21 protein-coding genes, 1 tRNA gene and 1 pseudogene are annotated in these 24,923 nt (G+C 70.9%); 16 read left to right on the forward strand and 7 right to left on the reverse strand.

Going from position 1 to position 24,923, the window contains the following annotated elements:
• Nucleotides 1-59: 59 nt before the first annotated feature.
• Nucleotides 60-2,501: an ATP-binding protein gene (locus tag IEZ31_RS29985; RefSeq protein WP_190253373.1), complete on the forward strand. Its 2,442-nt coding sequence runs from the start codon at nt 60-62 to the stop codon at nt 2,499-2,501.
• A gap of 235 nt (nt 2,502-2,736) precedes the next feature.
• On the opposite strand, the gene IEZ31_RS29990 is transcribed toward IEZ31_RS29985, so the two are convergent.
• The gene (locus IEZ31_RS29990) at nt 2,737-3,234 is read right to left on the reverse strand and encodes a MarR family winged helix-turn-helix transcriptional regulator (protein ID WP_373294712.1); all 498 of its coding nucleotides are present in this window, start codon (nt 3,232-3,234) and stop codon (nt 2,737-2,739) included.
• Nucleotides 3,235-3,333: 99 nt separating this feature from the next.
• Here IEZ31_RS29990 and IEZ31_RS29995 point away from each other — a divergent pair, with 99 nt between their 5' ends.
• Together IEZ31_RS29995 and IEZ31_RS30000 are read left to right on the forward strand one after the other, a co-directional pair.
• Nucleotides 3,334-3,909, forward strand: coding sequence for a YceI family protein (locus IEZ31_RS29995; RefSeq protein ID WP_190253374.1), 576 nt, complete (start codon nt 3,334-3,336; stop codon nt 3,907-3,909).
• 159 nt (nt 3,910-4,068) lie between these two features.
• Nucleotides 4,069-5,544 (forward strand): glutamate-cysteine ligase family protein, encoded by a 1,476-nt coding sequence (locus IEZ31_RS30000; RefSeq protein ID WP_190253375.1) that lies wholly within the window; start codon nt 4,069-4,071, stop codon nt 5,542-5,544.
• On the opposite strand, the gene IEZ31_RS30005 is transcribed toward IEZ31_RS30000, so the two are convergent.
• Nucleotides 5,545-6,933 (reverse strand): hypothetical protein, encoded by a 1,389-nt coding sequence (locus tag IEZ31_RS30005; protein ID WP_190253376.1) that lies wholly within the window; start codon nt 6,931-6,933, stop codon nt 5,545-5,547.
• Between the two features lie 158 nt (nt 6,934-7,091).
• Between IEZ31_RS30005 and IEZ31_RS30010 the strand changes: the two genes are divergently transcribed.
• Nucleotides 7,092-7,907: a PASTA domain-containing protein gene (locus IEZ31_RS30010; RefSeq protein ID WP_190253377.1), complete on the forward strand. Its 816-nt coding sequence runs from the start codon at nt 7,092-7,094 to the stop codon at nt 7,905-7,907.
• 84 nt (nt 7,908-7,991) lie between these two features.
• On the opposite strand, the gene IEZ31_RS30015 is transcribed toward IEZ31_RS30010, so the two are convergent.
• A complete protein-coding gene (locus tag IEZ31_RS30015) occupies nt 7,992-8,255 on the reverse strand; it encodes a hypothetical protein (RefSeq protein ID WP_190253378.1) in 264 nt (87 codons plus the stop codon).
• A gap of 359 nt (nt 8,256-8,614) precedes the next feature.
• On the opposite strand from IEZ31_RS30015, the gene IEZ31_RS30020 reads away from it, so the two are divergent.
• From IEZ31_RS30020 to IEZ31_RS30040, 5 genes are all read left to right on the forward strand, one after another.
• On the forward strand, nt 8,615-9,415 hold the full coding sequence (locus IEZ31_RS30020; RefSeq protein ID WP_373294713.1) for a helix-turn-helix domain-containing protein: 801 nt from the start codon (nt 8,615-8,617) through the stop codon (nt 9,413-9,415).
• On the forward strand, nt 9,415-9,645 hold the full coding sequence (locus IEZ31_RS30025; protein WP_190253380.1) for a DUF397 domain-containing protein: 231 nt from the start codon (nt 9,415-9,417) through the stop codon (nt 9,643-9,645). The genes IEZ31_RS30020 and IEZ31_RS30025 overlap by 1 nt, the downstream gene beginning before the upstream one ends.
• A 132-nt stretch (nt 9,646-9,777) precedes the next feature.
• Nucleotides 9,778-10,215, forward strand: a complete 438-nt coding sequence (locus tag IEZ31_RS30030) for a hypothetical protein (RefSeq protein ID WP_190253381.1) — start codon at nt 9,778-9,780, stop codon at nt 10,213-10,215.
• Between the two features lie 141 nt (nt 10,216-10,356).
• Nucleotides 10,357-11,325, forward strand: a complete 969-nt coding sequence (add, locus tag IEZ31_RS30035; RefSeq protein WP_190253382.1) for an adenosine deaminase — start codon at nt 10,357-10,359, stop codon at nt 11,323-11,325.
• Nucleotides 11,326-11,440: 115 nt separating this feature from the next.
• On the forward strand, nt 11,441-11,749 hold the full coding sequence (locus tag IEZ31_RS30040; protein ID WP_190253383.1) for a hypothetical protein: 309 nt from the start codon (nt 11,441-11,443) through the stop codon (nt 11,747-11,749).
• Nucleotides 11,750-11,813: 64 nt separating this feature from the next.
• Here the strand turns inward: IEZ31_RS30040 and IEZ31_RS30045 are convergent, their stop codons facing one another.
• The 3 genes from IEZ31_RS30045 to IEZ31_RS30055 form a co-directional block, all read right to left on the reverse strand.
• Nucleotides 11,814-12,617 carry a WecB/TagA/CpsF family glycosyltransferase gene (locus IEZ31_RS30045; RefSeq protein WP_229835990.1) on the reverse strand — a complete coding sequence of 268 codons (804 nt, stop codon included), beginning with the start codon at nt 12,615-12,617 and terminating at the stop codon, nt 11,814-11,816.
• Between the two features lie 44 nt (nt 12,618-12,661).
• Nucleotides 12,662-13,735: an NAD-dependent epimerase/dehydratase family protein gene (locus IEZ31_RS30050; RefSeq protein WP_190253384.1), complete on the reverse strand. Its 1,074-nt coding sequence runs from the start codon at nt 13,733-13,735 to the stop codon at nt 12,662-12,664.
• A gap of 688 nt (nt 13,736-14,423) precedes the next feature.
• Nucleotides 14,424-14,506 (reverse strand) — tRNA-Leu (locus tag IEZ31_RS30055).
• A gap of 152 nt (nt 14,507-14,658) precedes the next feature.
• Here IEZ31_RS30055 and IEZ31_RS30060 point away from each other — a divergent pair.
• From IEZ31_RS30060 to pknB, 7 genes and pseudogenes are all read left to right on the forward strand, one after another.
• The gene (locus IEZ31_RS30060; protein ID WP_190253385.1) at nt 14,659-15,438 is read left to right on the forward strand and encodes an FHA domain-containing protein; all 780 of its coding nucleotides are present in this window, start codon (nt 14,659-14,661) and stop codon (nt 15,436-15,438) included.
• 52 nt (nt 15,439-15,490) lie between these two features.
• Nucleotides 15,491-15,970, forward strand: coding sequence for an FHA domain-containing protein FhaB/FipA (locus IEZ31_RS30065; protein WP_190253386.1), 480 nt, complete (start codon nt 15,491-15,493; stop codon nt 15,968-15,970).
• Nucleotides 15,967-17,382 carry a PP2C family protein-serine/threonine phosphatase gene (locus IEZ31_RS30070; RefSeq protein ID WP_190253387.1) on the forward strand — a complete coding sequence of 472 codons (1,416 nt, stop codon included), beginning with the start codon at nt 15,967-15,969 and terminating at the stop codon, nt 17,380-17,382. Before IEZ31_RS30065 ends, IEZ31_RS30070 begins: the two co-directional genes overlap by 4 nt.
• 25 nt (nt 17,383-17,407) lie before the next feature.
• A complete protein-coding gene (locus tag IEZ31_RS30075; protein ID WP_190253388.1) occupies nt 17,408-18,919 on the forward strand; it encodes an FtsW/RodA/SpoVE family cell cycle protein in 1,512 nt (503 codons plus the stop codon).
• Nucleotides 18,916-20,430, forward strand: a complete 1,515-nt coding sequence (locus IEZ31_RS30080) for a peptidoglycan D,D-transpeptidase FtsI family protein (RefSeq protein ID WP_190253389.1) — start codon at nt 18,916-18,918, stop codon at nt 20,428-20,430. Before IEZ31_RS30075 ends, IEZ31_RS30080 begins: the two co-directional genes overlap by 4 nt.
• Before the next feature lie 15 nt (nt 20,431-20,445).
• Nucleotides 20,446-21,238 (forward strand): annotated as a pseudogene (locus tag IEZ31_RS59475) (serine/threonine-protein kinase); the annotation flags it as partial.
• 937 nt (nt 21,239-22,175) lie between these two features.
• Entirely contained in the window at nt 22,176-23,906 is a 1,731-nt protein-coding gene (gene pknB, locus IEZ31_RS30090; RefSeq protein ID WP_190253440.1) for a Stk1 family PASTA domain-containing Ser/Thr kinase, read from the forward strand.
• Nucleotides 23,907-24,278: 372 nt separating this feature from the next.
• Here the strand turns inward: pknB and IEZ31_RS30095 are convergent, their stop codons facing one another.
• Entirely contained in the window at nt 24,279-24,923 is a 645-nt protein-coding gene (locus tag IEZ31_RS30095) for an aminodeoxychorismate/anthranilate synthase component II (protein ID WP_190253390.1), read from the reverse strand.

Consider the following 24,923-nt stretch of genomic DNA (forward strand, 5'->3'; position numbering starts at 1 on the left):
CGTCGTGGTTCTGACGCCCGGCTTCTTCGCGGGCACCTCCGGAAGTACCCTTCCTCAACATGTCCCCAGGTCCGGACCATGATCCGCGCAACGCCGGAGCCGGGTTCGCCGCAACCTTGCGGGCCCGCCGTCTGGCGCGGGGACTGACCCAGGAGGAGCTGGCCAGCCGGGCCGGCCTCGGCGTGCGCACGCTGCGCGAGCTGGAGCGCGGCCGGGTCGCCCGGCCGCAGCGCAACACCGTCTCGCTGCTGGCCGAGGCGCTGCTGCTGACCGGGCTGGAGCGCGACGACTTCCTCGCGAGCGCGGCGCGGCCGGAGCCGGCGGCGGTCCGGCCGCCGGTGCAGCGGGCGCGGCCGGCCTCGAAGCTCCCGGCCTCGACGCTGCCGCTGCCGACCCACCCGCCGCTGACCGGCCGGGACGCCGACGTCGAGGAGCTGCTCACGCTGCTCGGCGGGCCGTACGGCGCGGAGCTCGTCGCCCTCGTCGGGCTCGCCGGCGTCGGCAAGACCAGCCTGGCCCACGCGGTCGCGCAGCGGGTCGCCGCGACCGGCGCGACCGCCGTCTCGGTCACCGTCACGGACATCTCGCAACCGAACGACATCTTCGCCGCCGTCGCCGCCGTGTTCGGGGTCGCCCGGGCCGAGGAGCTGGTCGAGCGGTACGCGAGCCGTCCCGCTCTGCTGGTGCTGGACGGCGTCGACCGCTCGCCCCGCGCCGCCGTCGACGCGCTGCAGTGGCTGCGCTCGCGGGTGCCGTCGGTCCGGATCCTCGCGACGAGCCGCCGACCGCTGGCCGGGGCGCTGCCCGGCGTCGTCGACTGGCGGGTCGAGCCGCTCGACCTTCCGCCGCCCGGGCTGTCGCCGCCCGCGCTGCGGCGGGCGCCGGCCGTCGCGCTGTTCCTCGACCGGCTCCGCCAGGTGCGGCGCGAGCCCGTCGCCGACGCGGAGCTGGGCGCGGTCGCCGAGCTGGTCCGCCGGCTCGACGGGCTGCCGCTCGCGATCGAGCTCGCCGCGGCCCGCGGGCGGGTGCTGGAGCTGCCGGAGCTGCTGTCGCGGTACGGGAACCGGGTGCTCGACCTCGCCGCCACCGAACCCGCCGGCCAGCGGCTCCGCGACGCGGTCGCGGCCAGCTACCACCTGCTCGACGAGCGGGAACAGGCGGCGCTGCGGCGGCTCTCGGTGTTCCGCGGCCGGTGGTCGCTGGAGCTGGCCGAGGCCCTGCTCGACGACGGGTACCGCGACGTCGAGGCGATCCTCGACCGGCTCGTCGGGCTGGGCCTGGTCAGCGTCCGCGGGCCGGGCGACCTGCGGTTCCGGCTGCTGGACGTGGTCATGGACTTCGCCGCGGAGCAGAGCGCGAACAGCGGGGAGCTGCGCGCGGCCCGCCTGCGGCACGCCGAGGTCGTCACCCGGATCGCGGTCCGCGTCTCGGCCGACCTCGTCGGGCCGGCCAGCGCCGCCGCGGTGTCGCGGCTCGACTACCTCAACAGCGACATCCGGACGGCGCTGCGGTACACCTCGGTCCGGGAGCCCGCGATCGCGCTCCGGCTGGCGGGCGCCATTCCCCGCTGGTGCCGGCTGCGCGGGCGGGACGTGGAGGCACACCACCTGCTGCGCCGGCTCCTCGACGACAAGCGCACCCAGGACTGCGACCCGCTCGTCCGGGCGATCGCCCAGGTCGGCGCGGCGATGCTGGCCACCGCGCACGGGCGCGGCGTGGCCGAGCTGTGGCAGACCGAGGCGGCGCTCGAGGTCGTGGTCGCGCACGGCGACACGACCACCGAGTTGACCGCCCGCGCCCTGCTCGCCGGCATCTGGCACGCGCTCGGCGGCACCGACGACGCGCGCCGGCACTGCGAGGCGATGCTCGGACTGGCGATCCGCACCGGGCGGGTCCGGGAGATCGCGGTCGCGCAGAACAACCTCGCGTGGCACGACATCCGCGCCGGCGACCTGGCGACCGCGGCCCGCCGGCTCACCGCGGCCGGCCGGCGGGCGGTCGAGGCCGGCGACGCGCGCGTCCGGGCGCTGACCCAGGCCAACCTGGCCGAGGTGGCGCGGCTGGACGGGCGCTTCGAGGAGGCGGTCGAGCTGGGCCGGCGGGCCGCGGCCACGATCGCCGAGATCGGCGACCCGCCGCACCGGGTGCGGGCGCTGGGCACGCTGGGGCTGGCGCTCGCCGAGGCGGGCCGCCCAGCGGACGCGGCCGCCGTGCTCGTGGAGCTGACCGAGGTGCCGGGCAACGCCGGCATGACCGAGCTGATCACCGCCTATCTGGCGATGGGACGGGGCGACCGTGCCGCAGCCGCCCGCTCCTTCGAGTCCGCGGCGAACCTGCTGGCCGGCCGCGACGACGTCCGCGACGTGCTGGAGGCGCTGGTCGGGCTGGCCGCCTGCGCCGAGCCGGCGGTGCGGGACCGGGCGCTGGAGGACTTGGCGGGCCTGCGGGCCAACGGCGGGCTGGGGCTGCTGCCCCGCGAGCACCGCCTGCTCGGCCGCTGACAACGCCGACCGGCCTCGATGCCGCGCTGCGGAAGGGCACGGACGAAGGCCCCCCGGGGCGATGCGTTCCGCGCCGTCCCACCTTGCCCCGCCCGTGCCGGACCCCGAGGGGTGCTGCCGTGCCTCCCCGGCCGAGGACCATATCCGAGGGTCGTGGGCGATATAGTGGTACATGACGGAAATGCGGATCGATGATCGGCGAAGCTGCCGGTGGTCCTGCCGGTTGGGCTGAGGGTCAGGCGGCGGCGCGGGGCGCCGGGGCCGGGTGAATGCCCGACGTGGCGCCCGGGCGCACGGCGTCGCGGATCGTGCGCAGGCTGGTCAGCATGCTGTCGAGCGCGTCCGGCGCCAGCCGGCCGGTGAACCACTCGTCGATGAGCGCGACGTGCCCCGGGAGGACGGCATGCATCTTGGCCACGCCGGCCGGGGTCACCACCGTGAATGAGCCGCGCCGGTCGGTCGGGCAGGCCCGGCGCATCGCCAGGCCGTCGCGCTCCAGGCGGTCGACGACCCGCGTGACGCCGCTGGTCGACAGGCCGGTCTGCGCCGCCAGGTCGGTCATGCGCAGCTCGCCGCCGGGCGAGCGGGACAGCCGCACCAGCACCTCGAAGTCGACGTTGCCGAGCCCGTGCTCGGCCAGCTGGACGCTGAGCCGGGCGTTCAGCCCGGTGAAGGCCTCCACGAACAGGCCCATGGCCGTGATTCGGGCGTCTTCCAGCAGTTCGTCGCTCACGACCGAAGTCTATCATCAAACGCTTGACAAACGAGACTCTGCTGAGAGTATATTTGCGGCGACAACCTTCTTAGGAACAGCACATCGGAGGGACTCACGATGACCGCTCCCGCCAACACCCGCGAGTACAACGGGCTCACGATCCCGATCCCGGGCAAGTTCGAGCTCGACCCGGCGCACACCCGCGTCGGCTTCGTGGCCCGCCACATGATGGTCAGCAAGGTCCGCGGCGGCTTCAGCAAGGCCACCGGCTCGGTCGTGATCGCCGAGGACCCGCTGCAGTCGCACGTCGAGGTCAGCATCGACGCCGCCAGCATCGACACCGGTGTTGCCGACCGCGACGGCCACCTGCGCAGCCCCGACTTCCTGCACGTCGAGCAGTGGCCGGCGCTCACGTTCAAGAGCACCCGCGTCGTCGGCCTCTCCGGCAACGAGTTCAGGCTCGTCGGCGACCTGACCATCCGCGACGTGACCCGCGAGGTCGAGCTCGACGTCGAGTTCGAGGGCCACGCGAAGAGCCCGTGGGGCCAGGAGGTCATCGGCTTCAGCGCCACGACCGAGATCGACCGCGAGGACTTCGGCATCACCTGGAACCAGGCGCTGGAGACCGGCGGCGTCCTCGTGGGCAAGAAGGTCAAGATCGAGATCGGCGCCGAGGCGATCCGTCAGGCGTAATTTCCGGTTTTAGCGGTCAAGCGGAGGGTGGGCGAAATCTCCCACCCTCTGCAAGGTCCCGCTCACCCTCGGCTGCATTGGTGTCCGTTTTGTCCCTAGCGGTACACCCGGACCACTCCTAACGTGGAGGGTCCAAGAAGGCCAGGGGTTGGGGACAGCATGGGCCAGGACGTCACACGGGGAGTTTTCTCGCGTGAGGACCGCGCCAGATATCGCCAGAAGGTCCGGCGTTGTCTCGACGTCTTCGCCCTGATGCTCAACGACTTCCGGTTCGACTCCGACCGCCCGATGACCGGGCTGGAGATCGAGCTCAATCTGATCGACCCCGACGCGCAGCCGGCCATGCGCAACGCGGAGGTCCTTGCCGACCTCGCCGACCCGTCGTTCCAGACCGAGCTGGGCCAGTTCAACCTGGAGATCAACGTCGCGCCGCGGGTCATCGAGGGCGACGGGCTCGACGTCTACGAGCGGGAGGTGCTGGCCAGCCTCATCCACGCCGACGAGCGGGCCCGCAAGTCCGACGCCCAGCTGGTGCTGATCGGCATCCTGCCCACGCTGCGGCAGGAGCACGCGGTGCTGGCCAACCTGTCGAACGACCCGCGCTACCGCCTGCTCAACGAGCAGATCGTCAATGCCCGCGGCGAGTACATCACGCTCGACATCCGCGGCCACGAGCGCCTCGAGGCGCAGTCCGACTCGATCGCGGCGGAGTCGGCGTGCACCAGCGTGCAGTTCCACCTGCAGGTCGCGCCCGAGGACTTCGCGCTGAACTGGAACGCGTCCCAGGCGATCGCCGGCGTGCAGGTCGCGGTGGGCGCGAACTCGCCGTACCTCTTCGGTCGCCGGCTCTGGGCGGAGACCCGCATCGCGCTGTTCGAGCAGGCCACCGACACCCGGCCCGAGGAGCTCAAGGCGCAGGGCGTGCGGCCCCGGGTCTGGTTCGGCGAGCGCTGGATCACGTCGATCTTCGACCTGTTCGAGGAGAACGTGCGGTACTTCCCGCCGCTGCTGCCGATCACCGACGACGAGGACCCGGTGGCCGTGCTGGAGGCCGGCGGGGTGCCGCGCCTCGGCGAGCTGCGGCTGCACAACGGCACGATCTACCGCTGGAACCGCCCCGTCTACGACATCATGAACGGTCGGCCGCACCTGCGGGTCGAGAACCGGGTGCTCCCCGCCGGCCCGACCGTGGTCGACCAGGTGGCGAACGCGGCCTTCTACTTCGGGCTGGTCGGCGAGCTGGTCCAGCAGGACCGTCCGATCTGGACGCAGATGCCCTTCTCGGCGGCCGAGGAGAACTTCCACACCGCCGCCCGCGACGGCCTCGACGCGCGGCTCTGGTGGCCCGAGGTCGGCGAGGTCCGCGTGCCCGAGCTGGTGCTCGACGAGCTGCTGCCGCTCGCCTCGGCCGGGCTCGACCGCTTCGGCGTGCTCCCGGCGACCCGCGACCGCCTGCTCGGGGTCATCGAGGGCCGGTGCCGCACCGGTCACAACGGCGCCGCCTGGCAGACCGAGATGGTGCGGTCACTGCAGGACCGGCACCACCTCGACCGCACGTCCGCGTTGCGCCAGATGCTGCTCCGGTACAGCGAGGGCCTGCACGCCAACGAGCCCGTCCACACCTGGCCGATCTGACTACTCGGACTGGCGGCCGCGCCCCCGCTTCGGACGGCCCGTCGACGGCTTCGCCGGGGCGCTCTCCGTCGTCTGCTCGGGCCAGAGCGGCGTCGGCGGCTTGTGGCCGGAGGACGACGTGGTCGCGGCGGGCACCGTCGGCGACTCGTCCTCGGTGACCGTGTCCTCCGCGTAGGCCCGGTTGGCCGAATCCGACGTATAGGTGCGGCCGGTCTTCTCGGTGCTCTTGCCATACGCCCGGGACGGCGCGTAGGCGTCGGACTCCAGGTCGGCGGTCGAGTCGAGCTCGGCCGCCCCGACCGTGACCGGCTCCTTCTTCTTGCCCTTGTCGTCCTTCGGGCTCGCCCACGGGTCGTCGCCGGGCTCCTCGCCCGCGTCCTGGCGGCGGCGTGCCTCGGCGGCGTCGGCCTCGGCCAGCGCGGCCGTCCAGTCGGAGATCTCCGAGGCGCTGCGCGCGTCGCGGTTGGCGACGGCCGCCTTGCGGGCCGCCCGGGCCTGGGCCCGCGAGCCGCGCGGGCCGATCGCCGAGACGATCACGGAGCCGGCCAGGCCGGCGATCACCGCGTAGGGCGCGATGTAGAAGGCCGACAGGTGCTGGTCGCGCTCGCCGCCGAGGGCGGGGGCGGCCAGGAAGTAGGCGGCCGCGACGAGGAACGGCCCGGCGGCTCCGGCGATGGCGACGCCCACCCGGTTGTCTCCGCGCCGGCCGGCCGGCCATGCGGCCAGGCCGCCGATGACCAGGGCCGCGGCCAGCATGAGTAGCGCCCCGGGCAGGCTGACCGTCCCGCGTATCCAGGTGCCGTCCGCGAACTGCCAGGTGCCGAGCTGGGCGGCGGTCGCGGTCTCGCCGTCGACCCGCACGACGTCGGCGACGGCCACCACGGCGAGCGTCCACACCCAGGCCGACGTCGCAATGACGTTGGCCGCGATCGCCCGCGCCGTGAGTGCGCAGATCGCGACGAGCAGGCCGAGGATGATGCCGGCGACCGCGTAGCCGCCCGCCGCGAAGTAGGGCGCGGCGTTGTCGGGCCGCGGCGCTCGGGCCGGGATGGCGACCAGGGGCACGATGATGAGCGAGCCGACCGCCGATGCGAGGGCGATCACGATGCGCCAGGCGATCGTGAGCGCCTGGCCGGCGGCGCTGTCGGGGTTGGCCGGGACGGGCGCTGCGCCGGCGAGCCGGTCCGCGCAGAGGGCGCCGATGACCGTCGAGCTCGCCGCGAGCCAGGCCACCCAGCCCAGGCTGCTGATCCAGACGGTGGCGCTGTCGCCGGTCGGCTGCCAGGCGATGATGCCCAGTCCGTAGCCAAGACCGAGCTGCGCGGCACCCGCGCCCGCCGCGACACCGATCGCGGTAAATATTGAGGTAGCCCAGCTTCGTGCCGCCATGCCGCGCAGCGTACGCCCAGCCGTCCACCCGGGCGAGTCCTTGTCGTCGGAACGTCAGCCGGTTCGCGGGCCGCTACGGAGGGTGGGTTAGCGACGGCCAGGGGGTGGGCATGAGTGGGAAGAGGCGGACATCCCGGACAAGGTGGTGAACTGGAGGTATGCCGCAGAGCCCGGACGACGATCGACGGGAAGGCCGGCCGGACGACGCCACGCAGCCGTACCGGCCGCCGACCGACCCGTGGGAGGAGAGCGCGTCCACGGAGGAGCGCTGGGCCGAGCCCCATCAACCGCCGGGTCCGGAGACGCCTCCGTACGGCCCGGTCTCCGGCGCACCGGAGGAGACGGCCCCCCACCGACCGGTCTCCGGCGCGCCCGGGCCGGGCGACACCACGCCGTACCGGCCGGTCCCCGCAGAGCCCGACACCGAGCGGTGGACGGCCCGGGCCAACGTGCGGCAGCCCGCCCCGGAGGAGTGGGTCGAGGAGGAGGACCCCTACCAGGGCCGGTCGTGGTTCACGCCGGTGATCGTCGGGATCGTGGGGCTGCTGCTGTTCGGCGGCCTGAGCGTCGGGCTGTTCCTCATCTACCGCGCCACCGAGAACGGCGCGAACGCCCCGGTCGCGCCCGGGCCGGCGCCGACGGCGGCCGGCTCGCCGGCACCGTCGCCGACCCCGGAGCCATCGAGCGCGCCTCCGCCGACGTCCGGCCCGCCCGCCACCTCCGCCGCGCCGCCGGCCGGGCCGGTCACCGTGCCGCGGCTGCGGGGCGACTCGCTCGCCGAGGCGACCGTGAAGCTGCAGGCGCTCGGGCTGGACGTGGCGGTGGAGCGGCGCGCCGACGACTCGCTGCCGCCGGGCGAGGTGCTGGCGACGCGGCCCGACGAGGGCGAGACGGTCCAGCCCGGCGGCACCGTCACCGTGGTGGTGGCGACGGCACCGACCAGCTCGCCGTCCCCGGCGACGTCGGCGTCATGAGGCGATCAAAGGACGGATCCCGGGCTCTTCGACCAGCCACGGGACCCGCCCTTTGACCCCGGATGTCACCGGAGAGGTGCGGACCTACCCCACCGGCAACGGGACTCGGGCAGCCGGGACGCGCGACCCCCGCGCGACGAAGCCGGGCTGCAGACCCTGGAGCTGAACAAATATCGATCGGCGCTCGACGGCGTCGCCGGCGGCGTTGAGCTGGTAACCGTCCAGCCACGCCCATCCGTCATACGTCTGCCAGTCGTGCACTCTGATCACCCGGAACAGTATGGACTGCGTGAACTGGACACTCGCGGCCTTGGTAACGCGCAACACGTCACCCGTCCTCGGTAGCACTGTCGGACTCCCGTCTTCCGTTCGGGGGAAGGTCGGTCCGGCCCCATCCGGTGCCGTAACCGCCGATCGGGTTCGATCGTTTGTCGCTGCGTCCACGTGAGGTGAATGTTCCGCCAGATGAACACTCAGTTACCTCATCCACACGCACAGGTTGCCCGAGAAACCCGCGACATGCAACTTGCAACGCGAGAATTCCACCGAGGGTATGACCCGCCCAAGGTTGTCCCGCAGCCGTCTTGCGCGGATTGAGGATGTTGCGCTGATCTATACGTGACGTATCTACGTATAGCGGCGCGCGGAGGTGTCACACCGTGGCAAGTCGTCGAGGCAGCCCGACGCTACGGCGGCGGCAGCTCGGGATGGAACTGCGCCGGCTCCGGGAGGCCGCGCACGTCACCATCGACCAGGTGGCGGAGCGGCTGGAGTGCTCCGGGTCGAAGATCTCCCGGATCGAGACCGGGCAGACCGGGGTCACCCCGCGCGACGTGCGCGACATGCTCGACATCTACGGCGTCGATCCGGAGTACGCCGACCAGCTGCTGAAGATCGCCCGCGAGGCCCGCCAGAAGGGCTGGTGGCAGCTGTACGGGGATGTCCTGACGGGCGCCTACGTCGGGCTGGAGGCCGCGGCCGACCACATCCGTTCGTACGAGGCGCTCGTGGTCCCGGGCCTGCTGCAGACCGAGGAGTACGCGCAGGCCATGATCCATGCGGCCCGGCCCGACATCAGCGCCACGGAAGTGGAAAAACGCGTCCGTGTCCGGATCGGGAGACAGTCGTTACTCACTCAGGATGACCCGATCGATCTCTGGGTGGTGCTGGACGAGGCTGTGCTGCGCCGCCCGGTCGGTGGGAGGGCGGTCATGCGCCGGCAGCTCGAACATCTGAGCCAGTCGGCGGCCTGGCCGAACGTGACCCTTCAGGTCCTGCCCTTCTCCGCCGGAGCGCACGCCGGGATGGACGGGACATTCACGATGTTGCTGTACGACGAGTCTGCCGGACAGAATTTCGTGTTCGCCTCGAATGCCGCCGGCGGTCTCTTCCTCGAGAAGGACGACGAGCTTCAGCGCTACGGATTCATCTTTGACTACTTGCGCGCCAACGCACTCCGTCCGGACGAGTCAGTGTCGATGATCGAGAAGCTGACAAAGGAGTTGTAGTGGAAATCGAAGCCAAGGGCTTCACCGTGAACCTCGAGGGCGCGGCCTGGCGCAAGAGCACCCGCAGCGGTCCGTACTCGGACAACTGCGTCGAGGTCGCGTTCGTCGGCGGGGCGGTGGCCCTGCGCGACTCGAAGGACAGGGCCGGGGCAGTACTGCTGTTCACCCCGGAGGAGTGGCTGGCCTTCGTCGCCGGCACCAAGGACGGGGAGTTCGACCTGGCGAGGTGATTCGCCACCCGCGCACCGGCCGGTCCGCTCCGTGTCGACGGAAGCGGGCCGGTCCTTTTTGTCCCGACAGTCGTTGTATGTGTGAGTGTCGCACCTCGGCATTTCCCCCCGAGTGAGATAAGGCTTGCACCGATGAACATTGGCCCCGACAACTTCGGCAACGGATCGTCGAAGACCGACGACCGTTTCTCCGGGCAACTGGGCAGCTACCGCCCGGGTGGCCGCCGGGACGCCGGCCTTGGCGACGGGCCGATCGACGACCTGTCGCCGCGCAACGGCTCCCTGGACAGCTCGCTGATCGGCGGCCCGCTCACGCCGCCCAAGCTGCCCGAGTCCTCGCTGGTGGCGGATCTCGGCCCGCTGACCGAGCCGATGTTCGGCCGGGACCCGTGGCTCGACTCGCCGTCGCCGACCGGCTCGCTGGCCGATCACCCGCTGCTGCGGGGCCTGCTGATGGAGCTGCCGCCGAAGGGCACGCTGCCGCAGCAGGAATGGCTCGACCGCTGGTTCGAGGCGGCCCGGTCGATCCTCGAGCTGATCTACTCGCAGGAGGCCCGGCCGCTCAAGTAGCGCCTGCTCAAGCCGCACCCGCCCGTCTATCGACAGGTCGATCCTCAACCTGTACAAAGCATTGAGGACTCGACCTGGGGAGGTCGGACGGGCTCCGGACCGCTGCGACGGCGGCCGGGGCCCGTCGTTACGTTGGGTCCCATGACGACACCGAAGATCGAGCTGCACGTGCACCTCGAGGGGGCCGTGCCGCCGGCCACCCTGCTGGAGATCGCACGACGCAACGGGCAGTCACTGCCGGCCGACACCGTCGAGGGCGTGCGGGAGCTGTACCAGTTCACCGACTTCGCGAAGTTCGTCCAGGTGTGGATCATGACCACGAACTGCCTGCGGACCGCGGACGACTTCCGGCAGATCCTGGTCGACTACGCGGGCGTGGCGGCCGGCCACGGCGCGGTCTACCTGGAGGCGATCTTCTCCCCCGGCGAGCGGGTGCAGCGCGGGGTGTCGTGGGAGGACCTGTACGAGGGGTACACCGACGGGATCGTCGAGGCCCGCGAGCGCCACGGCGTGGTCGTCCGGCTGACCCCGGACCTCTATCGCGGGATGCCGGTCGACGTGGCGGAGGACGTCGCGCGGTGGAGCGTGCGGTATCGCGACCGCGGGATCGTCGGGCTCGGCCTCGGCGGGGACGAGCGGGCCAGCTCGGCGCTGCCCTACGCGAAGGCCTTCCAGATCGCCCGCGAGGGCGGCCTGGCGCTGGTCCCGCACGCCGGCGAGTCGGCCGGCGCCGAGTCGGTGCGGGAGATGCTCGGTCTCGACCCCGACCGGCTGCGTCACGGTTTCCGCGCGGTGGAGGATGCGGCCGTACTGGCCGAGGTGGTCGATCGTGGACTGGTGCTGGACGTCTGCCCCACCTCCAACGTGCGGACCCGGTCGGTGCCGTCCCTGGCCGAGCACCCGCTGCCGGCCCTGGTCGCCGCCGGGGTGCCGTGCACGGTGAACACCGACGACCCGGCGATGTTCAACACGGATCTGGCTCAAGAGCACCGGATCGCGGCCGATCTTGGAGTCGGCGCGCGGGAGGCGTTCCAGGCGGGGATCGCCGGGGCCGCGTGCGACGACGCAACGCGGGCCTGGCTGACCGAAACGCTCAGTGACATCGGCTGAACGGACGATTGAGACGCGCTATTCGACCGACCCCGAGCGTCGCAAAGTTGATGGTCGATCTTGAAATGTCCGTTTAGCTTAGGTCGAGTTTGCTGCTGGTCACGGGGAGGCAAGGGTGAGTGACGTGTCCGATTTGGTCTTTGCGTTCGTGAGCGGCGGCGGCCTTCTGGCCCTCAGCATCGGCGCCTTCGGCGTGCTCGACGCCTACAACAAGCGCGGTGTCGGTGAGAAGCGGGTGGACTGGCTGATCGGTCTGTACGCGCTCGGTGTCGTCATGAACATCGTTGCCTACGTGATGCTCGACCGCTGGTACATCGCGGCGCCGCTGGCGCTCATGCTGCTGCCCGCCGAGCGTGCGCTGGAGAAGCGGGGCACCTTCAAGCGCCGCGGCGCGAAGGTGAACGCGATCACCGGCCGCGACTGAGACGTGCGAAAGGCCGGCCCCTGATCTCGGGGAGCCGGCCTTCTCGTGTTCAGACCGCTGTGTTTCAGACCGCGAACGTCTTCAGGGGCTCGGTCGCCGGGGGCGGCGGGGCGGCCCGCCACAGGCGGACCTTCTGGGCGCCCAGCCGGGCCAGGTAGTTCGGGTTGAGCAGGATGTACCGCCGCCAGAGCCGCTTGGGCTCCAGGCCGAGGCGCCACAGCCACTCCAGCGCGTACTTCTGCATCCACGGCGGCGGGTTCCTGAGTCCGCCGGCGTGGTAGTCGAACGCGGCACCGACCGCGAGCATGGGCGCGTCGACGAGCTGGCGCATGCCGTACACGAAGATCTCCTGGCGCGGGCAGCCCAGGCCCACCATGACCACGCGCGCGCCGGACTCCTTGATCCGGGTGGCGATCTGCTCGGGCTCGCCCGGCTCGGCCATGCGGAACTTCGAAGCCTCCATGCCGGCGACCTTCAGCCCGGGGAAGCGCTCGTTCAGCTTCTCGACCAGCCGGTCGAGGGTCTCCTGGGTCGAGCCGTAGAGGTAGACCGGCAGGCCCTCCTCGGCGCTCGCCCGCAGCACGCGCAGGGTCAGCTCCGGGCCGTAGACGCGGTCGGCGAGCCGCGCCTTGTGCAGCACGTTGAGCGCCCAGCGGACCGGCTGGCCGTCGGGCGTCACCAGATCGAACGAGTTGAGGCGCGCGTTGTGCGCCTTGTCCTGCACGCCGGTCATCACGCCGTGCACGGCGAGTGCCGTGACGGCGAGCGGCCGCCCCTCGCGGGCGGCGCTCATGACCTTCTCGACGGCGGCGTCGTAGTCGACGGCGCTGACCTCGACCCCGAGGACGTTACGTTTGCCCTGGTCGATCACTGTGTCCGTCTTCTCTAGTCCGGCTGCGTGGTCCGTCTTGCTCAGGACCCGGGGGTCCACTTGTCGACGTTGGCCTCGTAGATCTCCTGGCAGATCATGGGCACGTCGTAGACCTGCTTCCAGTCGGGGTAGTCCTGCTGGAAGCGCTCGTTGGAGCCGATCCACCACTGGTGGTCGCCGACCCGGTTGGCCTCGTGATACTCGGTCTGCATCTCGTTGCCGGTGATCCGCTCGGCCAGCGCGAACACCTCCAGGTGCGAGGTGTTGGAGTGCCGGCCACCGCCCAGGTTGTACACGGCGGCGCTGCGGGGCGCCCGGAAGAACGCCTCGAACGCGGCGACCACGTCGTGCGAGTGGATCGCGTCGCGGACCATCTTGCCCTTGTAGCCGAAGATCTTGTACGTCCGGCGCTCCATCGCGCACCGCATCACGTAGCCGAGGAAGCCGTGCAGCTCGGTGGCCGAGTGCGCCGGCCCGGTCAGCGTGCCGCCCCGGAAGCAGGCGGTCTTCATGCCGAAGTAGCGCCCGTACTCCTGCACCATGACGTCCGCGGCGACCTTGGAGGCGCCGAAGACCGAGTGCAGGCAGGCGTCGATCGACATGTCCTCCTTGATCCCGTTCTCATACGGGTGGCCCGGCTCGATCTCCCACCGCGTCTCGAGCTCCTGCAGGGGCAGGCTGTTCGGCCGGTCGCCGTAGACCTTGTTGGTCGAGCAGTGGATGAACGGCGCGTCGACGCAGTGCTCCCGCACGTTCTGCAGCAGGTTGAGCGTCCCACCCGCGTTCACGTCGAAGTCGGTGAACGGGTCGCGCACGGCCCAGTCGTGGCTGGGCTGCGCCGCGGTGTGGATGACGACGGCGATGTCCTTCCCATACCGCTGGAAGATGCCGGCCAGGGCCTCCCGGTCCCGGATGTCGACGTCGTGGTGCGTATAGGACTCGCCGAGGTCACTGGTCAGCCGCACGACGTTCCAGGCGGTGGAGGCCTCGGCCCCGAAGAACCGCTTGCGCATATCGTTGTCGATCCCGACAACGTCGAGCCCGAGCGATGCGAAGTGGCGCACCGCCTCCGAGCCGATGAGCCCGGCGGAGCCGGTGACGAGTGCGACGCTCACGACGAAGAACTCCCTGCGGTGGACAACAGTGGTCGGAACCGCTTGGGAGCATACCGTGACCCCCGCGCCCCCCCACCCACTTGCGCCCCACGTCGGCGTCCACACCCCCGACAGGCAATCCAAACCCCCGGCCATTCCTTACCCTCGATCACCGAACCCCACCGACCGCCACCTCCCGCCACGGACGGTAGCGACGCAGGGAGGGGCAACGAGGCAGGCAAGCAGGGTCCATTCCAACCATATTTGGTCGTATTTGTCACACCCACGAACCCGAGCGGGAGGGCCGCAAGGCCCGATCCGGTGCCACCGGGAGGGGTGGCCACTGCGGACAACGGCCGAAAGCGAAAACGCGAAGCGCCAGCCACGAGGCCCGATCACGGCCGAAGGTCGCGGGCAGGTGGCGACACGAGCCTGGCAGCGACGAGGGGCCGCGCCGAATGGCGCGGCCCCTCAAGCGCTGTCTGACGGGAGCAACGAACAACAAAGTTGCAAGGACCAGAGCCAGAAGAAAGAAGAACCACCGACCAGGAGAAAGGGTCGGCAATACGACCAACCGCCCGGGGAGGCCGCGGATCGGGGGTGTGGGTGGCGGAGCCCCACCGGGGAGCAAGCGAAGCGAGGCGCGAAGAATCCCACCGCTGCAACGGCAAGCGGCCCCCGCCGCGAAGCAGGGGCCACCGATCAGCGGTGGGGAAGGGGGGAGTTGAACCCCCACGCCCTTTCGGGCACACGGACCTGAACCGTGCGCGTCTGCCATTCCGCCACTTCCCCTAGCGGCCGAAACCGCCTGGCGCGCCACAGCATACCGTGTCCCAACTCGGCGAAATGACCGGGTAGGCACTAGGCTTCCCTGGGCGCCACGGAAGAGTAGCACGGGCCGACCGGTCAGCTTGCATACGGGCGTGCGACGTCCGGATACCATCATGACCTCGGAACCCGAGGAGGAACCGGTGAGTGTGCTGCAGCGCTTCGAGAAGCGCCTCGAGGGCCTGGTCGAGGGGGCCTTCGCCAAGGTCTTCAAGGGGGTCGTCCACCCCGTGGAGATCCTCAACGCCATGCAACGGGAGGCGGAAGCCCACAAGGCGATTCTGGCCGGCGGGCGCACGCTGGTGCCGAATCGCTACGTGATCGACCTTTCGCCCTATGACCACAGCCGGCTGGCGCCCTATGCGGCCGCGCTGGCGCAGGAGCTGGCCCAGTCGCAGGCCGAGTTCATCGGTGAGCAGGGCTGGACCGTCTACGGCGACGTGATCGTCGAGATCGAGCGGGGGGACGGGCTCGACACCGGCATGTTCCGGGTCACGGCCGAGGTCTACACCGGTGGGGACGTCGCCCCGCCGCCCGTGCCGGACCCGTATGGGGGATACGGGCAGCAGGGCGGCTACGGTGGGCCGGGTCCGGGCGGTCCGGGCGGTCCCGCGCGCAACGTTCGACTGGTGTCGGGCGACGGGCGCAGCTACCCTCTGTCGATTGGCTCGACCGTGATCGGCCGGGGCGACCAGGCCAACATGCGACTGCCCGACGTCGGGATCTCGCGCCGTCATGCGCGACTCGACTTCGACGGTGCGCAGGTCGTGCTGACCGATCTCGGCTCCACCAACGGCACGATGGTCAACGGTCAACGCGTCTCCGCGGTCGCGTTGAACCCGGGTGACATGATCCAGCTCGGCACGACCACGCTCACCTACCGCGTGGATGGTTGATCGTTCTGCATGCGTGGTCGACGTTAGGCGGATCTGAATGAGCGCGTCGTAGATGGAATTCGTCATCACGGTTGCCCGCTACGGGTTACTCGTGCTGCTGTGGATCTTCGTGTTCACGGTGGTGGGGGTCATCCGGCGGGACCTGTTCGCAGGCTCGCGTTCGAGCCGGATCGTCGCCGCACCCCGGGGGGTTGGTGCGGTGACGGCTCCTGGCCGTCCGGCGAAGGTGAAGCGCGGGAAGACCGCGCATCAGCTCTTCGTCACCGCCGGTGCGCTGGCGGGCACTCGCATCACCCTCGGCGAGGCGCCCATCACCATCGGCCGGGCCGAGGACTCGACGCTGGTGATCACCGACGACTACGCCTCTGCAAAGCACGCCCGGCTCGTGCCACGCGCCGGCCAGTGGTATCTCGAGGACCTCGGCTCCACCAACGGCACCTACCTCGACAAGACCAAGGTCAGCGCACCCACCCCCGTCCCCCTCGGCGTGCCGATTCGCATCGGCCGCACTTCACTCGAGTTACGGCCATGACCCTCACCTTGCGCTATGCGGCCCGCAGTGACCGCGGTCTGATTCGGAGTGGCAACCAGGACTCCGTCTACGCCGGACCGCGGCTGCTCGCCGTTGCCGACGGCATGGGCGGCATGGCCGCCGGTGACGTCGCCAGCAACATTGTCATCGCCACCATGGCGCCGCTCGACGAAGACGTGCCTGGCAACGCCATGATCGACACGCTGCGCAGCGCGGTCGATCTGGCCAACCAGCAGATCCGGGACGCCGTCGAAGAGAATCCGGCCATGGAGGGCATGGGCACGACCCTCACCGCCATGCTGTTCTCCGGCACCAAGATGGGCATGGTCCACATCGGCGACTCCCGGGCGTACCTCGTGCGCGACGGCGAGTTCGCCCAGGTGACCAAGGACGACACGTACGTCCAGATGCTCGTCGACGAGGGCCGGATCAGCCTGGAGGAGGCCAACAGCCACCCGCAGCGCTCCCTGCTCACGCGGGCGCTCGACGGCCGCGACGCCGACCCGGAGTATTCGGTGCGGCAGGTCAAGCCGGGCGACCGGTACCTGCTGTGCAGCGACGGGCTCTCCGGCGTCGTGAGCGCCGAGACCATCGAGGCGACCCTGCGGGAGTACGTCGACCCCAACCAGTGCGCCAGCCGGCTCGTCGAGCTGGCCCTGCGCGGCGGTGGGCCGGACAACATCACCGTGATCGTCGCCGACGTGACCGACGAGGACATCGTCGAGGCGCGGCCGATCGTCGGCGGTGCGGCGGCCCAGGACCGTGGCATGGCCACGTCGGCCGACCAGTCGATGTCGTCGGCCCGCGGCGCCGCCCTGTCCGCGCCCCGCCCGCCCGTGCCGGAGAGCGAGGAGGAGCAGCGCGCCGGCGCCGCGCCCACCGCGCGCGACGACAGCGAGCGTCCTCGCCGGCATCCGGTGCGCACGGCAATCCTCCTCGTCGTGCTGCTCGGGCTGTTCGGCGGTGGGCTGTGGTACGGCTGGAGCGTGACACAGTCCCGGTACTACGTGGGCGCCACCGACGACGGCAACGTGGCCATCTTCAAGGGCGTCCAGGGCCGGATCGCCTGGATCGAGCTGTCGACGGTCTACGAGACGAGCGACCTCAAGGTCGACGACCTGACCCCGGCCGCGCAGAGCACCATCCGGCAGGGCATCCCGGCTGACAACCTGGACGAGGCCAAGCAGAAGCTCGCCGCGCTGCTCGACCCGAGCGACCCGTCCCGCAAGCAGCCCTGCCCGTCCACCGAGCCGAGCGCCGACGGGAGCCCGTCGCCCGACCAGGCGACCTCCGCCCCGGTCGAGTCGCTCAGCCCGGCCGGTTCGGCCAGCGCCTCCGCGGGCGCCCTGCTCCCGACGTCCGGCGAGGCGTCACCGACGATGTCGAGCCCGACCCCCGCCGCCAGTTGCTGACCGCGAGGCCAAGAGGAAACGTGTCGTGACCGCCCCCGCCTTCCCGGCCCCGTCGCCCGCCAACCCGGGCGACGGGTCGGCCGTGTCCGCGCCGGCGCGGCCGCGCACCCGCCGCAACGTCGAACTGGGCCTCCTGCTCTTCGTCGCGGTGATCCTCCTGGTCTACGCGGGCGTCGTCGAGGGCAACGCCGTCGGCGAGGTCACGTCCGACTTCTGGGTGCAGATCGCGGTGCTGGCCGTCATCTTCGGCCTGGCACACATGGCGATCCGGTTTCTCGCGCCGTATGCCGACCCGGTGATCCTGCCGGCGGTCGCGCTCATCAACGGGTTGGGCGTCGCCTTCCTGCGGCGCCTGGACCTGGCCCGGGTCAAGGCGCCGGAGCGGGCCGAGCTGAGCGTGTTCGGCGGCGACGGCTTCCGCCAGCTCGGCTGGACGGCGGCGGCGATCGTCGGCGCGGTGATCCTGATGGCCATCGTGCGCGACCACCGGTCGCTGTCGCGATACGCGTACACGCTCGGCCTCGCCGGCATCGTCCTGGTGCTGATCCCGGCGGTGCTGCCCGCGCAGTACTCGTCCATCAACGGCGCCAAGCTGTGGATCAAGTTCCCCGGCTTCTCGATCCAGCCCGGTGAGTTCGCCAAGATCTGCCTGCTCGTGTTCTTCGCGTACTACCTGGTGCGCAAGCGCGAGGTGCTGTCGCTGGCGAGCAAGCGGTTCCTCGGCATCGACTTCCCGCGCGGCCGCGACCTCGGGCCGGTCGTCGCGGTCTGGCTGATGTCGCTGCTGGTCCTGATCTTCGAGAAGGACCTCGGCACGTCGCTGATGTACTTCGGCCTGTTCGTCGTCACGCTGTACATCGCCACCGAGCGGGTCAGCTGGCTGATCATCGGTCTCGGCCTGTTCTTCGGCGGGGCCTTCCTGGCGTACTTCCTGGGGAAGGCCGTCGGCGGGCCGTTCCTGAACTTCTCCGAGCGCGCCACCACCTGGCTCGACCCGTTCGCCGACGCGGACAACAAGGGCTACCAGCTGGTGCAGTCGCTGCTCGGCCTCGGCACCGGCGGCCTCACCGGGGCCGGCCCGGGCGCCGGGCAGCCGACCAAGGTGCCCGAGGTGCGCACCGACTTCATCTTCTCGGGCATGGGCGAGGAGATCGGCCTGTTCGGCCTGACCGCCCTGCTCGTGGTCTACCTGCTGATCGTCGAGCGCGGCCTGCGGGCCGCGATCAACGTGCGCGACTCCTTCGGCAAGCTGTTCGCCGGTGGTCTCGCGTTCACCATCGGGTTGCAGGTGTTCGTCATCGTGGGTGGCATCAGCCAGCTGATCCCGCTGACCGGGCAGACCACGCCGTTCCTCTCGGCGGGTGGCTCGTCGCTGGTGGCCAACTGGCTGCTGATCGGTCTGCTGCTGCGCATCTCCGACGCGTCGCGGCGCCCGGCCGGCGGGTCCCCGTCGGTCAACCTGGGCGGCGTGTCCACCGGCGGTGGCGGCGGCGCCCCGGTCCAGATCAAAGAGCTGCCCACGGAGGTTGTGCGATGAACGCCCCGCTGCGCCGGGTCGGTGTCGTGGTGCTCGTGCTGTTCGCGATGCTGTTCGTCAACCTGAACTACCGCCAGGTGGTCAAGGCCGACGACTACCGCGAGAATGCCCGCAACGGCCGCGTCCAGGCGAGCGAGTACGAGCGGGCGCGCGGCAAGATCGTCAACGCCCAGGGCATCGCGGTCGCCGACGCGCAGGAGACCGGCGACTCGCTGAAGTTCCTCCGGACGTACCCGCTGAAGGACCAGTACGCGCACGTCCTCGGCTTCAAGCCGGTCAACCTGGCGGCGACCTCGCTGGAGAAGCTCAACAACGACTTCCTCGTCGGCACCTCCGACAAGCAGGCGGCCGACCGGATCGCCGGGCTGTTCACCGGCAAGAAGCCGGCCGGCGGCAACGTGCTGCTGACGGTCTCCAAGTCGGCCCAGGAGACGGCGTACACCCAGCTCGGCAACAACAAGCTCAAGGTGAAGAGCGGCGCGGTCGTCGCGCTCGACCCGACGACCGGCGCGGTGCTCGCCGAGGTGTCGCTGCCGAGCTACGACCCCAATCTGCTGAGCACCCACGACACCAACGCCGCCCTGGCGAACTACAAGAAGCTGGACGCCGACCCGGCCGATCCGCTGCTGAACCGGGCCGTGGCGAACATCTACCCGCCGGGCTCGACCTTCAAGGTCATCACCTCGGCCGCCGCGCTGACCGCGGACTCGTCGCTGGCGCCCGACACGGTCGTGCCGGGCGGCGAGTTCTACCAGCCGCCGCAGACCTCGTCGTTCCGGATCAAGAACGCCCACGAGGGCATCTGCCCCGACAGCATCACGCTCAAGCAGGCCCTGACCGTCTCGTGCAACACCGTCTTCGCCCGGATGGGCGTCGAGCGGATCGGTGCCGACAAGCTCAAGCGGATGGCGTCGGACTTCGGGTTCGAGTCGGAGCCGAGGTACATCGAGGACCAGGACCGTAACTACTGCGGGATCGTCGCCAGCCACACGGGCCCGATGACCGCCAACGGTGTCGTGGATCCGCCCGCCGTCGCGCAGTCGAGCATCGGACAGCGTGAGGTGAAGATGTCTCCGCTGCAAGGCGCGATGATTGCCGCGACGGTTGCCAACGGCGGGCGCGAGATGCGGCCGTACGTGGTGGACCGTCTGCAGAACGCCGACCTCTCCAACGCCGACCGCACCGAGCCCAAGGAAATGGGCCGCCCGATCAGTGGCGATGTCGCCGCCAAGCTGCAGGAAATGATGTTCAGCGTGGTCACGTCCCGCGACGGCACGGGCCGCAGCGCCAACGTCTCCGGCTTGCAGGTGGGTGGTAAGACCGGAACCGCGGAAGACGGTGAAGATGCGCAGGACCACGGCTGGTTCATCGGCTTCGCACTGAAGGACGGCAAGCCGATCATCTCGGTCGCGGTCTTCCTCGAGAACGCTGGCAAGGGTGGCAGCGGGGAGGCGGCTCGCATTGCCGGTCAGGTCATGAAGGCATACGCGGACGAAAAGGGCATCAAATAACATGAGGTGCGCGACATGTTGAGCGCCGGCACCACGTTGGGTGGGCGCTACCGCCTGGACGAGCGCATTGCCGGCGGCGGTATGGGTGACGTCTGGCGCGGCACCGACGAGGTGCTGGGCCGCATCGTCGCGATCAAGGTCCTGCTGCCCGCACTGCTCGAGGAGCCCGGCTTCGCCGAGCGCTTCCGCGGCGAGGCGCGGACGATGGCCACCATCAACCACCCCGGCGTGGTCGACATCTACGACTACGGCAGCGAGAACGGCACCGCCTTCCTGATCATGGAGTACGTGGAGGGCGACGCGCTCTCCCGCACCCTGTCCCGGGTCGGCCGGCTCACCCCGGCCCGAGCCATGGCGCTGATCGCGCAGGCCGCCGACGCGCTGCACGCGGCGCATGAGAAGGGCATCGTCCACCGCGACGTCAAGCCCGGCAACCTGCTCGTGCGGCCCAACGGCACGCTGGTGCTCACCGACTTCGGCATCGCCCGCTCGGCCGCCGTGGCCCAGCTGACCGCGGCCGGCTCGGTGCTCGGCACCGCCTCGTACATCTCGCCCGAGCAGGCCTCGGGCCAGCAGGCCACGCCGCTGTCCGACGTCTACGCGCTCGGCGTGGTCGCCTACCAGTGCCTGTCCGGCCAGCGGCCGTTCGAGGGCGAGAACCCGCTCGAGATCGCCATGCGGCACGTGCGCGAGCTGCCGCCGCCGATGCCGAACGACATCCCGCCGCCCGTCGTGCAGCTCGTCGAGCGGGCGATGGCGAAGGACCCGGCCGCCCGCTGGCCCAGCGCCGCCGCGCTCGCCCAGGCCGCCCGCCGGGTGTCGCACCAGCTCGGCGGGGGCACGGCCGCCGGCCCGGTGGTGCCGCCGCTCGGCCCGCCCGTCTCGGGCGCCCCGATCGCGCCGCCCGTCTCCGGCGGCCCCTCCTACGGCCAGCCGACCTCGGGTTCGCCGATGTCCGGCCCGCCGATCTCCGGCGGCCCGGTGTCGCCCGGCGCGGGCGGCACCCGGATCATGCCCGGCGGCGCGCTGCCGCCGCTGCCCGGCCAGCAGCCGGCCGGCGTGGGCGGGCACCAGGCCCGCGGCGCCGCGGGTGTGCCGCCACCGCCGCCGAGGGGCGACACGGCCACGTTCATGGGTGGCGGCTACGACGGCGGGTACGACGCGCCCCCGCCCGCGCCGACCCCGGGCGGTGCCGGTGGGCGCTCCGGCGGCCGGAACAACCTGGTGGTGGCCGGGATCGCGGGCATCGTGCTGCTGGTGCTGATCGGCATCGGCGGCCTGTACTTCGCCATGAACGGCAAGGACGACCCGAACAAGGTCGGCAGTGACGCGACGACCGCGCCGCCGACCAGCGCCGCGGCGCCGACCTCGGTCAAGCCGACCGGCAAGCTGGTCAACGTCGACTGCGCCAAGATCAAGGGCAAGCAGCGGATCACCGAGGAAGCGTCGCTCAGGCGGCTGAAGCTCAAGGTCAACGTCGTGGAGCAGGATTCGGACGATCCGATCCCCGGCCGGATCCTCAACGTCGAGCCGTGCGGCCAGGTGCCGGAGGGCACCGAGATCACGCTCACCGTGGTCAAGAGCGCGTTCCCACCACCCAAGGGCAACAACTCCAGCTCGGCGCCGGCGCCCGGGAAGTCGGACGACAACGAGCCGTCGCCGGAGCCGAGCGCGAGCTAGATCGGAATGGGTTCTCGTCGCAAGACGTGGCAAGGTAAGAGCCAATGACCGAAGGACGACACGACATGACCGCCCAGCCGCGCCTCCTCGGCGGCCGTTACCAGGTCGGGGAGTTGCTCGGCTATGGCGGCATGGCCGAGGTGCACCGAGGTCGTGACCTGCGACTCGGCCGCGACGTTGCGATCAAGACCCTCCGGACCGACCTCGCCCGCGACGCGACGTTCCAGTTACGGTTCCGCCGGGAGGCGCAGAACGCCGCCTCCCTCAACCACCCGGCGATCGTCGCCGTCTACGACACGGGCGAGGAACGCGGCCCGGCGGGCGAGGAACTGCCGTATATCGTCATGGAGTTCGTCAACGGCCGCACCCTCAAGGAGGTGCTGGCGGCCGAGGGCCGGCTCATGCCCCGCCGGGCGCTGGAGATCACCGCGGACATCTGTGCCGCGTTGGAGTTCAGCCACCGGCACGGGATCATCCACCGCGACATCAAGCCGGGCAACGTGATGCTCACGCAGACCGGCCAGGTCAAGGTGATGGACTTCGGCATCGCGCGGGCCCTGGCCAGCGGCGCGACGACGATGACCCAGACGTCGGCGGTCATCGGCACCGCGCAGTATCTCTCGCCCGAGCAGGCCCGCGGCGAGCCCGTCGATGCGCGCAGCGACGTCTACGCGACCGGCTGCGTGCTCTTCGAGCTGCTCTGCGGCCACCCGCCGTTCGTCGGGGACAACCCGGTCTCGGTGGCGTACCAGCACGTGCGGGAGGACCCGCGGCCGCCGAGCACCAGCAACCGGGACGTCACGCCCGAGATCGACGCCGTCGTCCTCAAGGCGCTGGCGAAGAACCCGCTGAACCGGTATCAGAGCGCCGCCGAGATGCGGGCCGACCTCATGCGGGCCGCCGCCGGCCGTCCGGTCTCCGCGCCTCCGGTGCTGACCGAGGACGAGATGGCGACGGTGATGGCGCAGCAGACCGCCTACCGGCCGCCGCCGGCCTCGCGCCAGCCCGCCCGGGCCGCCGCGCGGCAGAAGCGCAAGAGCTCGACCGGGATCGTGGTCGCGCTGACCGTGCTGGGCCTGCTCGCGGTGGCCGCCCTGTCGATCGGCCTCTACCTGGCCAATCAGGAGCCGATGGTGCGGGTGCCGGAGCTGGTCGGGCAAACCCAGGCCGAGGCGGCCAACGCGCTGCGCCAGTCCAACCTGGAGGGCGACCCGCACGCCGGCCCCAACGAGAACTGCGAGCCCGGCCGCGTGGTCACGCAGCAGCCGAAGGCGAACACCGAGGTCAAGCAGGGCACGCAGATCGACTACGACGTCTGTGGCGAGCCCACGCTGCTCACGGTGCCGCCGCTGCTGCGCCTCACCAAGGACCAGGCGACCAAGCAGCTCGAGGGCATGAACCTGAAGGTCGTCGCCGAGCCGCGGGACGCGGTCGAGCCCAAGGACGAGGTCGTCGGCAGCGACCCGCAGCCCGGCACCTCGATCAAGCCCGGCTCCACGATCAAGATCCTCGTGTCGAAGAACAACCAGGCGATCGTGCCCGAGGTGTCCGGCAAGACTCCGGAGCAGGCCGAAGCGCTGCTCCAGTCGCTCGGCTTCACCAACGTCGACCAGGAGAAGACCGAGGTCAGCGACCAGTCGAAGGACGGCGTCGTGATCAACACGAACAAGGCTGCGAACAAGCCGGCGATGAAGACGGACCGGATCATCATCCGGGTCGGCGAGTACGTCGATGCGAACCCGGGCAACTCCGGGTCGCCGAAGCCGAGCAACAGCGCGTCGCCGGGCAACGGCTGACCGACCGCTGCCGCTACCGTGCGTGCCCTGTGGATAACTGGCCAGTTATCCACAGGGTTGTCCACAGGTATTGCCCTACGCTGATGTGCCTCTCACGGACCGTGCACATCGGCGGCGGCGATCTTCGTCCAGGCGCCGAGCCGCTCTCCGCGAGTTGACCTTGGTGGCTGGCGGTCGCCAGGGCGACCGAAACTCACCAAGGTCAACCGCCGTGGGGGTCGGACCGCGCGAGCCGCGGGCAGGAGCCCGCGGGCTCTTGCCGCGACGGCGATGGCAGCGTCCGTGGGGCCGGTCCCTGATGGACCGGCCCCACGAGCGGTGTCTGGCGGGAGCGACGGTCGCGCCTTGCGCGGACCCGAGTCCCAGAAATCCTTACGCGAAGGCCGCGATGCGGCGGGCCTCCACCTCGGCGACCAGGTCCGGAGCCCGGTCGAGAGCCTCGGGCAGGCCGCAGGTCGCCAGCCAGTTCGCCAGCATCTGGTGGCCGCCCTGGGTGAGGACCGACTCGGGGTGGAACTGGACGCCCTCGATCGGCAGCTCACGGTGGCGCATCGCCATGACCACGCCGGACTCGGTGCGGCCGGTGACCTCGATCTCCGGGGGCAGCGTGGACTCGACGACCGCCAGCGAGTGGTAGCGCGTGGCGATGAACGGGTCGGGCAGGCCCGCCAGCACGCCCTGGCCGGTGTGGCTGACCAGGGACGTCTTGCCGTGCAGCAGCTCCGGCGCGCGGGTCACGGTCGCGCCGAAGGCGGCGCCGAACGCCTGGTGGCCCAGGCAGACGCCGAAGATGGGCAGCTTTCCGCCGAACTCCCTGATGACGTCCATGCAGATGCCCGCGCGCTCCGGCGTGCCGGGGCCGGGCGAGAGCAGCACGCCCGCCGGGTCGGCCGCGCCGACCTCGCGCAGGGTGATCTCGTCGTTGCGCCGGACGTCGCAGTCGACGCCGAGCTGGCCCAGGTATTGGACCAGGTTGAAGACGAACGAGTCGTAGTTGTCGATGACGAGCACGCGCAC

It is taken from the genome of Dactylosporangium sucinum (genome assembly GCF_014647515.1).
GTDB classification, from domain to species: domain Bacteria; phylum Actinomycetota; class Actinomycetes; order Mycobacteriales; family Micromonosporaceae; genus Dactylosporangium; species Dactylosporangium sucinum.

Coding starts and splice junctions, on each gene's coding strand:
- IEZ31_RS29985 (WP_190253373.1), top strand. CDS start 60: ATGTCCCCAGGTCCGGACCATGATCCGCGCAACGCCGGAGCCGGGTTC.
- IEZ31_RS29995 (WP_190253374.1), top strand. CDS start 3,334: ATGACCGCTCCCGCCAACACCCGCGAGTACAACGGGCTCACGATCCCG.
- IEZ31_RS30000 (WP_190253375.1), top strand. CDS start 4,069: ATGGGCCAGGACGTCACACGGGGAGTTTTCTCGCGTGAGGACCGCGCC.
- IEZ31_RS30005 (WP_190253376.1), bottom strand. CDS start 6,933: ATGGCGGCACGAAGCTGGGCTACCTCAATATTTACCGCGATCGGTGTC.
- IEZ31_RS30010 (WP_190253377.1), top strand. CDS start 7,092: ATGCCGCAGAGCCCGGACGACGATCGACGGGAAGGCCGGCCGGACGAC.
- IEZ31_RS30020 (WP_373294713.1), top strand. CDS start 8,615: ATGGAACTGCGCCGGCTCCGGGAGGCCGCGCACGTCACCATCGACCAG.
- IEZ31_RS30030 (WP_190253381.1), top strand. CDS start 9,778: ATGAACATTGGCCCCGACAACTTCGGCAACGGATCGTCGAAGACCGAC.
- add (WP_190253382.1), top strand. CDS start 10,357: ATGACGACACCGAAGATCGAGCTGCACGTGCACCTCGAGGGGGCCGTG.
- IEZ31_RS30060 (WP_190253385.1), top strand. CDS start 14,659: ATGACCTCGGAACCCGAGGAGGAACCGGTGAGTGTGCTGCAGCGCTTC.
- IEZ31_RS30065 (WP_190253386.1), top strand. CDS start 15,491: ATGGAATTCGTCATCACGGTTGCCCGCTACGGGTTACTCGTGCTGCTG.
- IEZ31_RS30070 (WP_190253387.1), top strand. CDS start 15,967: ATGACCCTCACCTTGCGCTATGCGGCCCGCAGTGACCGCGGTCTGATT.
- IEZ31_RS30080 (WP_190253389.1), top strand. CDS start 18,916: ATGAACGCCCCGCTGCGCCGGGTCGGTGTCGTGGTGCTCGTGCTGTTC.
- pknB (WP_190253440.1), top strand. CDS start 22,176: ATGACCGCCCAGCCGCGCCTCCTCGGCGGCCGTTACCAGGTCGGGGAG.